We start from the raw sequence: 13,737 nt of genomic DNA, 5'->3' as shown, positions 1-13,737 counted from the left end.
TCATGACCACCCAAGATCAAGACATCACGCTCCTCTCCGAAGCAGAGGATGAGATTTATGCGATCCCGGCCTCCTTCTCGCAACAGAGGCTGTGGTTTTTAGAACAACTGAATCCGGGGAGCACCTACAACCTTCCGGCCGCCCTGCGGCTGGAAGGCCCGCTCCACATCCCCGCCTTGGAAGCGAGTCTGCAGGAGATCGTGATGCGCCACGAGACCCTGCGCACCGCGTTCCAGGAGCACGACGGCGAGCTGATGCAGATCATCCGCCCCGACTCCGATTTTTCGCTGCCGGTGACCGACCTCGACGCCCTGCCCTCCGATGATCAGGAGGCGCAAGTCGCCGCCTTGGTGCTCGATGCGTCCAAGCGCCCTTTTGATTTGGCCAAAGGCGGTCTGTTGCGCGCCTCGCTCGTCCGCCAGTCGGACGACCTGCATGTGCTGATCCTGACCATGCACCACATCGTGTCGGACGGCTGGTCGATGGGCGTGCTGATCCGCGAGTGCGTGACGCTCTATCAGGCTTTTCTGGACGGCGAAGAATCGCCGCTTGACGAACTGCCTCTGCAATATGCCGACTACGCGCTGTGGCAGCAGGAGAACTGGGAAGAGCAGGTGCTGAACCAACAGCTGCCCTATTGGAAAGAGCAGCTGCAAGGCGAACTGCCCGTCCTGCAACTGCCGGCCGACCGTCCGCGCCCGTCGGTGCAGAAGACGTCCGGCAAGATGCACCACTTCACCTTGCCCGCGATGACGGCGCAGAAACTGAACGAGCTGTCCCAGCAGGAAGGCGCGACCTTGTTCATGACTTTGCTGTCGGCGTTCAAGACGCTGCTCTACCGCTACACCGGGCAGAGCGACCTGCTCGTCGGCACGCCGATCGCCGGGCGCAACCAGGCGGAGATCGAAGACTTGATCGGCTTTTTCGTCAACACCCTGGTCGTGCGCACCGATGCGGGCGGCAACCCGACGTTCCGCGAACTGCTCGGCCGCGTCAAAGACTCGACGCTCGGCGCGTACTCCAACCAGGACGTTCCGTTCGAAAAGCTGGTCGAGGAGCTGCAGCCGGCCCGCGACATGAGCTACTCGCCTCTGTTCCAGGTGATGTTCGTCCTGCAAAACGCCGATCTGCCGGCGTTCAGCCTGCCCGGCTTGACGTTCCGCCCGCTGAAGATCGACACGGGCACGGCAAAATTTGACCTGACCTTGATCATGGTCGAAGAGGCGGACGGCCTGTCCGCGACGCTCGAATACAACACCGATCTGTTCGACACGGCGACCGTCGAGCGCATGGCCGGCCATTTCAAGCAGCTGGTGACGAGCATCGCGGCCCATCCGGATCTCCCGCTCAGCGCGTTCAAGGTGCTCAGCGACCTCGAGACCCGCACGCAGCTGATCGACTGGAACAACACCCGCACGCCGTTCGACGAGCGGCCGGTGCACGTCCTGTTCGAACAGCAGGCGGAGCGCACGCCGGACGCGACGGCTGTCGTTTTCGGCGACACGGCATTGAGCTATGCCGAGTTGAACACGCGTGCCAACCGATTGGCGCACAAGCTGCGCCGCTTTGGCGTCGGGCCGGAAACGCGGGTCGGGATCTCCGTGCGCCGCTCGCCAGATATGGCGGTCGGCCTGCTCGGGATCTTGAAGGCGGGCGGCGCGTATGTGCCGTTGGACCCCAACTACCCGCAGGAGCGCCTTGCGTTTATGCTGGAAGACTCGGGCGTGCCGGTGCTGTTGACGCAGGAAGCGCTGCAGGACAAGTTTTCTCTCCGGCCGGAGGTGCTGTTCTGCCTCGACGCGCAGGCTGATGAGCTGGCGGCGGAAAGCGGCGCGAACCCGGAGCTCTGCACCGAGCCGCAGCACCTCGCCTACATCATCTACACCTCCGGCTCGACCGGGCAACCGAAAGGCGTGCAACTGGAGCATCGCGGGCTGACCAACCTGACCCATGCGCAGATCAAAGCGTTCCAGATCGACAGCGCGACCCGCCTGCTGCAGTTCGCCTCGTTCTCCTTTGACGCGTCTGTGTCGGAGATCTTCACCGCGCTGGTGGCAGGCGCGACCTTGTACATGGCCCCGCAGGAAGAGTTGATGCCAGGACCGGGCCTGATCTCGCTAATGCAGCAGCACGAGATCAGCGTCGTCACTTTGCCGCCGTCCGTCTTGGCGCTGCTGCCGGCAGCGGAGTTCCCCGCGCTGAAGACGATCGTCTCCGCCGGGGAAGCCTGCTCCGCCGAGCTGGTCAAACTGTGGGCACAAGGGCGGCTGTTCATCAACGCATACGGCCCGACCGAAGGCACCGTCTGCGCCACGCTGACCCAGCTGACGGCCGGCCTCTTGCAGCCGCACATCGGGCGTCCCATCGACAACGTGGAACTGTACATCCTCGATGAGCAGCTTCAGCCGGTGCCGCTCGGCGCTTCCGGCGAGATTCACATCGGCGGGATCGGCGTGGCGCGCGGCTACCTGAACCGCCCGGAACTGACCGCCGAGAAATTCATCCCGCACCCGTTCCGTCCGGGCAGCGGCGCACGCCTGTACAAGTCGGGCGACGTCGGGCGCTTTTTGCCGGACGGATCGGTCGAATACCTCGGCCGCCTCGACCATCAGGTGAAGATCCGCGGCATCCGCATTGAGATCGGCGAGCTGGAAGAGGCGCTGCGCGCGCTGCCGGGCGTGCAGGAAGCGGTCGTCCTCCCGCGCGAAGACGTGATCGGCGGCAAAGTGCTCGTCGCCTACCTCACCGCCCAGTCCGGCCAAACGCTCGCGGCGGCCGACCTGCGCGAACAGCTGGAAGCGAAAGTGCCGGCGCACCTCGTGCCGTCCTTCTTCGTGCTGCTCGACGCGATGCCGCTCACCTCGAACGGCAAGATCGACCGCAAAGCCCTCCCTGCGCCCGACCCGCGTGCGGCGGCGAAAGAATATGTCGCGCCGCGCGATGAGACGGAAGCGAAAGTAGCTGCGATCTGGGCCGACCTCTTGAACGCGGAGCAAGTCGGCATCTACGACAACTTCTTCGAGCTCGGCGGCCACTCGTTGCTGGCCGCCCAGTTGACCGCCCGCGTCCGCGACGCATTCACGCTCGACCTGCCGATGGCGGTGCTGTTCGAAGCGCCGACCGTCGCCAAGCTGGCAAAGAAGATCGCTGAGTTGCAAGGCGCAGGCACGGTTGCACTGCCGCCGCTGCTTCCGGCCAAAGACGTGCAGAACGTGCCGCTCTCCTACGCCCAGCAGCGCTTGTGGTTCCTCGCGCAGTTGGAGCCGAACAGCGGCGCGTACAACATCGCAGGCTCGCTGCGCCTCACCGGGTCGCTCGACCTGGCGGCGCTGGAGCAGAGCTTTGCCGCGCTCCTCGCGCGCCACGAGACCCTGCGCACCAACTTCATCGCCGTCGATGGCGTGCCGCAGCAGGTGATCCGCGAGCAGTCCGCGTTTGCCCTGCAGCAGATCGATCTGAGAGCTCGCCCCGATGCAGAGCAGGCGGCCGCACCGCTCGTGCGCGCAGAGATCGCCCGCCCGTTCGATCTGGAACAAGACTCCCTGCTGCGCGTGCAGCTCTTGAAGCTGACGGCGACCGAGCATCTTTTGCAGATCACGCTGCACCACATCATCGCCGACGGCTGGTCGCTCGGCGTGTTTATCGGCGAGTTCTCCAAGCTGTACGCGGCGTTCGTCACCGGCGCTGCATCTCCGCTCGCCGAGCCGGTGTTGCAATACAAAGACTTCTGCGTCTGGCAGCGCGACTGGCTGCAAGGCGAAGTGCTGCAAACCGAGCTGTCCTATTGGAAGCAAGCGATGGCAGGCCCCCTGCCGGTGCTCGACCTGCCGTCCGACAAAGCGTTTGGCGCAGCGCCGGGCTTGGAAAGCGGCACGGTGTCGGCACAGCTGCCTGCAGAGCTGACCGACCGGCTGAAGCGATTGTCGCAGCAGGAAGCCGCGACATTGTTCATGACGCTGAATGCGGCGTTCAACCTGCTCCTCAGCCGCTTGTCCGGCCAGGAGGACATCATCGTCGGCACGCCGATCGCCGGACGCAGCCATTCGGAGACGGAAGGGATGATCGGCTTCTTCCTGAACACGCTGGCCCTGCGCACCGACCTGAGCGGCAACCCGAGCTTCCGCGAGCTGTTGGCGCGGGTGCGCGAGGCGACCGTCGGCGCGTTTGCTCACCAGCACCTGCCGTTCGAGAAGCTGGTCGAAGAAGTCCAGCCCGACCGCACCGCCGGGCGCAATCCGCTGTTCGACGTGATGATCAACCTGAACAACACGCCGCAACAGACGCTCGCGCTGCCCGGTCTGACCTTAGAGCCGCAAGAAGGCATGGAAGCGCCGTCCAAGTTCATGATGACGTTGTACCTCGACGAGCTGGCAGACGATCTGCACCTGCGCCTGTCCTATCGTCAGGACCTGTTCTCGCCTGCGCGGATGCACGTGTTCCTCGAGCAGTTGACCGGCCTCTTGGAGCAGATCGCAGCAGCGCCCGAGGCCAAGGTCAGCGACTACTCGCTGGTGACGGCGGCGACACGTTCCCTTTTGCCCGATGCAAAAATGGAGCTGGACGCGCCTGCCCACCTGTCGATCCAAGCGATGCTGGCGGAACGCGCCGCCGAAGCTCCGGCACACACCGCCGTCTCCCAAGGGGAGCGCCGGTGGAGCTATGGGGAGCTGATCGCGCGCCGCGACGAACTGACTCGCGCCCTGCTGGCGGCCGGCGTGCAAAAAGGCGACACGGTCGCCCTGTACGGCCAGCGCTCCTTCGGCCTGATCGCCGCCTTGTTCGCCGTCCTGCAGAGCGGCGGCGTCCTGCTCAACGTCGACCAGAACCAGCCCCTGCAGCGCCAGCAGACCCTGCTGCAGGAAGCGAACGCCCGTCTGCTCCTGCACATCAGCGAGCGCAGCGTGGAGGAACTGGATGCGTCGCTGACAGCCTATCCGCTGCTGGCGGTCGATCCGCACTCGGGGCACGTTTTGACTGGATTGGCGGCAAACGATGCGCCATCTACCAGCCACGCGGAAGAGCTGCCCTTCCCGGAGATCGACCCGGACGACCCGGCATACCTGTTCTACACGTCCGGCTCGACCGGCGTTCCGAAAGGCGTGCTCGGCACGCATCGCGGCCTGAACCACTTCATGAGCTGGCAGCGCGAAACGTTTGCGCTGACCCGCGATGACCGCGCCGCGCAGCTGATCCATCTGTCCTTCGACCCGTTCCTGCGCGACGTGTTCCTGCCGCTCGTCTCCGGCGCCACGCTTTGCCTGCCCCGCGTCCTCGACGACCTCGGCGCCGACACCGTGCTGTCGTGGCTTGCGGAAGAGGGGATCACCGTCCTGCAGACCGTCCCATCGGTCGCCCAGTCCTGGCTGACCTATAAGACGCAGGATGTCGCGTTGCCTTCCTTGCGCTACGCCTTCTTCTGCGGCGAGAAGCTGAACGACGTGCTGGTCGCCCGCTGGCGTCAGGCCTTCCCGAGCGGGCAGGTCGTCAACCTGTACGGCCCGACTGAGACGACGATGGCCAAACTGTTCCACCTCGTACCGGACCGCCTGCTCGCCGGCACTCAGCCGGTCGGTTTCCCGCTGCCGAACACGCAGGCGCTCGTGCAGACCGCATCGGGTGCGCTGGCCGGCGTCGGTGAACCGGGCGAGATCGTCATCCGCACGCCGTTTTGCACCAAAGGCTACCTGAATGCGCCGGAAGAAACGCACAAGCGCTTCCTGCCCAACCCGGCGCGCGCAGTTGCGGCCGACCTCGTCTACCTGACGGGCGACCGCGGCCGCTACCGCCCGGACGGCGCGCTGGAAGTGCTCGGCCGCCTCGACAACGAAGTGAAGATCCACGGCGTCCGCATCCAGACCACCGAGATCGAAGCGGCGCTGCTGCACCATCCGCAGGTCGAACACGCGGCGGTCGTCGACTGGCAAGATGCCGATGGTCAGACCTATCTCGCCGCCTACGCGGTCACCCGCGCAGAAGTCACGGCGACCGAGCTGCGCAAGTTCCTCGAACAGCGCCTGCTCGCCGCGATGGTGCCGAGCGCCTACGTCTTCCTCGCCGAGCTGCCTTTGACCGCAAGCGGCAAAGTCAACCGCAAAGCGCTGCCTCAGCCGGAGCTCGGCACAGCGGCCAGCGAGACGGCCTATGTCGCCCCGCGCACCGCCACAGAAGAGCAGCTCGCTGCGATCTGGGCCGACCTGCTGAACGCAGATCAAGTCGGCGCTGACGACGACTTCTTCAGCCGCGGCGGCCACTCGCTGCTCGCAACGCAGATGATCTCTCGCGTCCGCGCCCAGCTCGGCGTCGAACTTCCGCTCGCGACGATCTTCGAAGCGTCCACCGTCCGCCTCTTCGCCGCCCGCATCGAGGCTGCCAAGCACAGCGGACAGACCGCTTCCGTTCCGGCGATCGTCCCTGCCGACCGCCAAGGGCACCTGCCTTTGTCCTTCTCGCAGCAGCGCCTGTGGTTCCTCGACCAGCTGGAGGCCAGCACCGACGCCTACCACATTCCGCTGGCGGTGCGATTGAGCGGCGCGCTGAACACCGCTGCGCTCGAACAGAGCCTGCATGAGATCGTGCAGCGCCACGAAGCGCTGCGCACCAACTTCCTGACCGCAGAAGGCACGCCGCAGCAAGTGATCCGCGAATCGGCCTTGCTCCCGCTCCTCGTCTTCGATCTGAGCGGTCTGGCGGAGGACGTGCAGGCCGCGGAGACCGAGCGGCTGATCGAAGCGGAAACGCGCCGTCCGTTCTCCTTGGCGGACGACCTGCTGATCCGCGCCGGGCTGCTCAAACTGGCCGATGACGATCATGTGCTGGTCTTGACCTTGCACCACATCGTGTCGGACGTCTGGTCGATGGGCGTGCTGATCGGGGAACTGACGGCCGTCTACGCGGCCGTTGCCGACGGCAAGCCTTCACCGCTCGCCCCGCTGCCCGTGCAGTACGCCGATTACGCCGTCTGGCAGCGCAACTGGCTGCAAGGGGACGTGCTCGCCGACCAGATCGCGTTTTGGCAAGGCGAATTCGCAGGCGAACTGCCCGTGCTGGAGCTGCCGACCGACCGTCCGCGCCCGCCGGTGCAGACGTTCCAAGGTGCGACGCACCGCTTCGAGCTGCCGCGCGAGCTGCATCAGCGCCTGCTGAGCTTCTCGCAGGCGGAAGGCGCAACGCTGTTCATGACCCTGTTCGCCGCCTTCAACACCTTGCTCGCGCGCTACTCGAATCAGGAGGACGTCATCCTCGGCACGCCGATCGCCAACCGCCAGCGCGGCGAAGTCGAAAGCTTGATCGGCTTCTTCGTCAACACGCTGGCCCTGCGCACCGACCTGAGCGGCAACCCGACGTTCCCGGAGCTGGTCGCCCGCGTCCGCCGCACTGCGCTCGGCGCGTACGCCAACCAGGACCTGCCGTTCGAAAAGCTGGTCGAGTCGCTGCAGCTTGAGCGCGACCTGAGCCGCCACCCGCTGTTCCAAGTCGTGTTCATGCTGCAAAACGCGCCGCTCACCGAAGCGGTGTCGCAAGGTCTGACCTTCCGTCCGCTGCCCTTGCAGCGCGGTGCGGCCAAGTTCGACCTGTCGCTGACCGTCACCGAGCATGGGGACGGCATGGCGGCGGCGCTGGAGTACAACACCGACCTGTTCGATGAAGCGACGGTGGCCCGTCTGGCGGTGCACTACCACAACCTGCTGGAAAACATCCTCGCCCATCCGGCGATGCCGATCGGCGAGCTGTCCTTCATGAGCGAAAGCGAGCTGCACCAAGTGCTCACCGCGTGGAACGACACCGGCATCGGGCACCCGCAGCAGACGCTCCCCGAGCTGCTCGCAGCGCAGACCGCCCGCACGCCGGACGCCATCGCGCTGATCGACGGCGAGCGCCGCCTGACTTTCGCCGAGCTGAACGCCCGCGCCAATCAGGTGGCACACTACCTGCAAAAGCGCGGCATCGGCACCGAGTCCTTGGTCGGCCTGTGCATGGAGCGCTCGGCTGAGCTGGTCATCTCGCTGCTCGGGATCTTGAAAGCGGGCGGCGCCTACGTACCGCTCGACCCGAACTATCCGACCGACCGCTCGCTGTACACGTTGGAAGATGCAAAAGCGTCCTTGCTGCTGACCCAGTCCCGTTTTGCCGAGACCTTGCAAGGGCATGGCGGCGCGACGGTCTGCTACGAAACGGCGCAGGCGGAGATCGCAGCGGAGAGCACGGCCAACCCGGTCACCGCGACCGAGCCGCACCATCTCGCCTACGTGATCTACACCTCCGGCTCGACCGGCCGCCCGAAAGGCGTCGCCGTCGAGCACCGCAGTGTGTCGACGCTCGTGCATTGGGCAAAAGAACTGCTCGCGCCGGAAGAATATGCGGGCATGCTGTTCTCGACCTCGGTCTGCTTCGACCTGTCTGTCTTCGAGCTGTGGGTGCCGCTCGCATTCGGCGGCAAGCTGATCCTCGCCGACAGCGCCCTGCACCTGCCGCAGCTGCCTGCGAGGAGCGAGGTCACGCTGATCAACACCGTGCCCTCCTCGATTGCGGAACTGGCGCGCACCGCGGCGATCCCGCCGAACGTGACCACCGTCGTGCTCTGCGGAGAGCCGCTGAAGCGGGCTGTCGTGCAGCGTTTGCACGACGTGCCGACCTTGCAGAACATCTACAACATCTACGGCCCGACCGAAGACACCGTCTACTCCACGTTCGCCAAGATGGAGCCGGGCCAGACCGGCGCGCCGGTGATCGGCCGTCCGATCGACGACACGCAGGCCTACGTGCTGAACCAGCACCTGCAGCCGGTGCCAAGCGGCGTGGCGGGCGAACTGCTGCTCGGCGGTGCCGGACTTGCCCGCGGCTATTTGCATCAGCCGGAGCTGACGGCCGAGCGCTTCATCGAGAACCCGTTTGTGCCGGGCACCCGCCTCTACCGCACCGGTGACCTCGTGCGCTGGCTGCCGGACGGCACGCTCGACTATATCTCGCGCCTCGACCATCAGGTCAAAGTGCGCGGCTTCCGCATCGAGCTCGGCGAGATCGAGATGGTGCTGACCGAGCATCCGTCCGTCAAAGAGACCACCGTCATCGTGCGCGAAGACCAGCCGGGCGACCAGCGCGTCGTCGCCTACGTGGTGCCCGCGCCGGCAACAGGCGAAGCGCTGTCGGCAGCCGACTTGCGCCAGATCGTGCGCCGGAAACTGCCGGAGTACATGGTGCCGTCACACTTCGTCGTGCTCGAGGCCCTGCCGCTCACCCCGAACGGCAAGATCGACAAAAAAGCGCTCCCGCTGCCGGAGATCGGCCGGGCCGAACAGGAAGCGGCTTATGTCGCGCCGCGCACGGCGACCGAACAACTTTTGGCGGCGATCTGGTCCGAGCTGCTCGGCGCAGAGCAGGTCGGCGTGCATGACAATTTCTTTGCGCTCGGCGGGCATTCGCTGCTCGCGACGCAGATGATCTCCCGCGTCCGCCAGAGCTTCCAGATCGAACTGCCGCTCAGCGCCCTGTTCGAAGTCTCCGTCCTCGGCGACTTCGCAGCGCGCATCGACGCAGCGCGCCAGCTGTCGGCAGGCACAGCCTTGGCTGCGATCGCCCCGGCACCGCGCGGCGACCGGCTGCCGCTGTCTTTCGCTCAGCAGCGCCTGTGGTTCCTCGACCAGCTCGACGCAGGCAGCAGCGCCTACCACATTCCGCTGGTCGTGCGCCTGAGCGGGCCGCTCGACACCGCTCTGCTCCAAGACGTGTTCCAAGCGGTCGCCGCACGCCACGAAAGCCTGCGCACCAACTTCATCACCACCGGCGGCGTCGCCGAGCAGGTGATTCAGGAAGAGGTCGATCTGCCGCTGACCGTGACCGATCTGTCCGCTCTCGACCCTGACGCACAGGAGCAGGAGACGGAGCGCCTGATCGCCGAAGAAACCGGCCGGCCATTCAAGCTGGCGACCGATCTGCTCGTGCGCACCGCGCTGCTGAAACTGGCGCCCGATCAGCACATGCTGATCGTCACCATGCACCACATCGTCACCGACGCCTGGTCGATGGGCGTGTTCATCCAGGAGATCTTCGCGCTCTACGATGCGTTCCGGCACGGGCAACCTGCGCCGCTGCCGAAGCTCGCCATCCAGTACGCCGACTACGCCGTCTGGCAGCGCGAGCATCTGCAGGGCGCTGTGCTCGACGCCCAGATCGAATTTTGGAAAAACCAGTTCAGCGGCGAGCTGCCGACTTTGGAACTGCCGACCGACCGCCAGCGTCCGCCGGTGCAGTCCTTCCGCGGCGCGGTGCATCGCTTCGAGCTAAGCCAAGAGCTGCGCGATCGGCTGCACGCGTTCAACCAGCAGCACGGCGCGACCGTGTTCATGACGATGTTTGCCGCATTCAACGCGCTCTTGCACCGCTACAGCGGGCAGACCGACCTGATCCTCGGCACGCCGATCGCCAACCGCCACCGGGCGGAAGTCGAAGGGCTGATCGGCTTCTTCGTCAACACGCTGGCCCTGCGCACCGACCTGAGCGGCGCACCGAGCTTCGCCGAACTGGTCGCCCGCGTGCGCGACACGGCGCTGGGGGCGTACGCCCATCAGGACCTGCCGTTCGAGCATCTGATCGACGAGCTGCACGTGGAGCGCGACTTGAGCCGCCACCCGCTGTTCCAAGTCATGTTCACCTTGCAAAACGCGCCGCAGCAACGCGCAGCCTCCTCCGACCTGACGTTTGAGCATGTCGAGCTGCAGCGCGGCACGGCCAAATTCGACCTCGAGCTGACCCTGATCGAGCAGGAGACCGGGCTGCAGGCGCTCTTCGAATACAGCACCGACCTGTACAACGCCGCGACCATCGAGCGCATGGCGGTGCACTTCCAAGTCCTGCTCGCCTCCCTGTTGGCCGACCCGGCGCAATCGATCGCCAAAGCGGAGATTCTGCCGCCAGACGAGCGCGAACTGGTGCTGTTCGGCTGGAACGACACCGCAGTCGACTTCCCGCAGGACGCCTTGCTCCACGAGCTGTTCGAAGCGCAGGCCGCCCGCACGCCGGAGCGCGTCGCCGCCATCTATGGCGACGACACGATGACCTACGCCGAGCTCGAAGCGCGCGCCAACCAGCTTGCGCACTACCTGCTGCAGCACGGCGTCGGGCCGGACACCCCGGTCGGCGTCTGCATCGAGCGCTCCCACGAGCTGGTGATCGCGCTGATCGGCATCCTGAAAGCGGGCGGCGCCTTCATGCCGATCGACACGGAAGCGCCGACCGCGCGCATCGCGCAGCTCGCCGAAGAAGCCAGCGCCCCGGTCGTGCTGACCCAAGCGCACCTGCGCGACAAGATGCCGGAGGACGTCTCCACGTTCCTCTGCATCGATGCGCAGTGGCCGGAGATCGCAGCGTGCCCGGCGACGAAGCCGGAGCTCGACCTGCAGCCGGAGCATCTCGTCTCCATCTACTACACTTCCGGTTCGACCGGCAAGCCCAAAGGCGTCGCTTCGACGCACCGCGGCTGGGTCAACCGCATGTGCTGGATGCAGCGCTATCACCAACTACAGCCGGATGAGACCGTGCTGCAAAAAACGACCTTGACCTTCGACGACTCGGCGGTCGAGTTCTACTGGCCGCTGATGGTCGGCGCGCGCATCGCCCTGATGGAGCCCGGCTTGCACCGCGACCCGCGCGCCATCCTCGACGCCGCGATCAAGTACCAGGCGGCGGCGATCCAGTTCGTCCCGCCGATGCTCTCGCTGGTCGTCGAAACGATCACGCCGGAAGACCGGGCGCAGCTCCAGTGCCTGCGCAACGTCGTCTCCTCCGGCGAAGGCTTGCGTCCGGAGCTCGTGCGCCTGTTCCAAGAGCGCATCGGCTGCCGCTTGCACAACACGTGGGGCGCGACCGAAGTGTCGATCGACTCCACCGTGCAGACCTGCACCGCGGCCGATGCGACCGATGAAGGATTCGTCTCGGTCGGCCGCCCGATCGACAACAACGGCGTCTACGTGCTGGACAGCAGCCTGCAGCCTGTGCCGATCGGCGTCTACGGCGACCTCTATCTGACCGGGGTCGGCCTCGCCCGCAACTACCACAACAACCCGGAGCGCACCGCCGAAGCCTTCCTGCCCGACCCGTTCGTGCCGGGCGAGCGGATGTACAAGACGGGCGACCGCGGCTACTTCCGCCCCGACGGCACGATCAAATTCGTCGGGCGTCAGGACAACCAGATCAAGATCCGCGGTATGCGCGTCGAGCTCGGCGAGATCGAAACGGTGGTCGGCCAGTACCCGGACGTGCGCGAATCGATCGTCATCGCCCACGAAGTCACGCCGGGCGACAAGCGCCTCGCCGCCTACCTCGTTGGCCCGCAGGGCGTCGAGATCGACATCGCCGATGTGCGCAACTTCATGCAGGCCAAACTGCCCGAGCACATGGTGCCGTCCTTCTTCCTCGTGCTCGACAAGATGCCGCTCACACCGAACGGCAAAGTCGACCGCCGCGCCCTGCCCGCGCCGAGCAGCGACCATTTCGCCCGCGCGGACGATTACGTCGCGCCGCGCGACGAGCTGGAAGCGCGCATGGCGGCCGTCTGGGAAGAAGTGCTCGGCGTCTCGCCGATCGGCATCCGCGACAACTTCTTCTCGCTCGGCGGACACTCTCTGCTCGCCGTGCGCCTGATGTCGCAGCTGCAGAATCAATTCAAAGACGACCTGCCGCTCGCCGCGCTCTTCCAAGGCGGCACGATCGAACATCTGGCCGAGCTCGTGCGCCAGGATCAGGCGTCCGACCACGTCTCGCCCTTGATCGGCTTCAAGACGACCGGCTCGCGCACCCCGTTCTTCGTCGTCCACGAAGGCACCGGCGGCGTGCTCGACTACGTCGACCTCGCCCAGACCATGGACGCCGAGCAGCCCTTCTACGCCTTCCAGGCGCAAGGTCTGCAAGACGACCGCGACGCCCACGCGCAGATCGAAGAAGCGGCTGCTGCCTACATCGCCGAGATGCGCACCGTCCAGCCGGCCGGCCCCTACTACATCGGCGGCTACTGCTTCGGCGGCGTCATCGCCTTTGAGATGGCCCAGCAGCTGATCGCCAGCGGCGAAAAAGTCGAACTGCTCTCGCTCTTCGACACCTACGTGCCGAAGATCGCCGAGCACGGCGACTACACCGATGAGAAGACATTCGCGATCTGGTTCGTCCGCAAGACGGCGCGGGGCAAAGGCTTCACCCTCCCGCCGGAGATCGACGAGCTGATCCACCTCGACACCGAGGAAGTCCACCGCCGCATCTTCGAGGCGGCCCAAGCGATGGACTTGCTGCCGCCAGACGTGGAACTGCTTCAGTTCAAACGTCTCCTCAAAGTCTATCGTGCGATCAAAGACGCGCACGACCGTTACACGCCCGCGACATACCCGGGCACGGTCACGCTCTTCCTCGCCGAAGAGCAGCCCACCGACATCACAGACCAGACGCTCGGCTGGGGCGCCTGCTCCGCGAACATCAACGTGATCCCGGTCCCCGGCGACCACGAAACGATCATGAAACAACCGAACGTCAAACTCCTCACCAACCACCTCAAACAACACCTCCCCCGCTAAAAAAAGACCTTGGAATGGAAAAACCACCATTCCAAGGTCTTTTCTCTGTTCTTCACTCTTTCAAAAACCTCCACCAAACACCAGAGCCCCTCGGGGGAGGGCGGGAGATGCGGAGTGGTGAAATTGAAATCTTATACCCTTCCTCTATAACGGTTTTACTCAATCAAGGGTTCAGATTTCA

The 13,737-nt window shown here is 65.5% G+C and carries 1 protein-coding gene; it reads left to right on the top strand.

What is annotated here, in order from left to right:
• Positions 1–2: 2 nt before the first annotated feature.
• The gene (locus tag EV586_RS06425) at positions 3–13,556 is read left to right on the top strand and encodes a non-ribosomal peptide synthase/polyketide synthase (RefSeq protein WP_132944247.1); all 13,554 of its coding nucleotides are present in this window, start codon (positions 3–5) and stop codon (positions 13,554–13,556) included.
• The last annotated feature ends 181 nt before the right edge of the window (positions 13,557–13,737 follow it).

The sequence above is a fragment of the Tumebacillus sp. BK434 genome (assembly GCF_004340785.1).
GTDB lineage: Bacteria > Bacillota > Bacilli > Tumebacillales > Tumebacillaceae > Tumebacillus_A.
Note: the sequence above shows the minus strand (reverse complement) of the source record. Positions and strands in the feature narration are given on the sequence as shown.

Bases quoted from the DNA above. Each gene is read 5' to 3' on its own strand.
- EV586_RS06425 (WP_132944247.1), top strand. From the start codon at position 3: ATGACCACCCAAGATCAAGACATCACGCTCCTCTCCGAAGCAGAGGAT.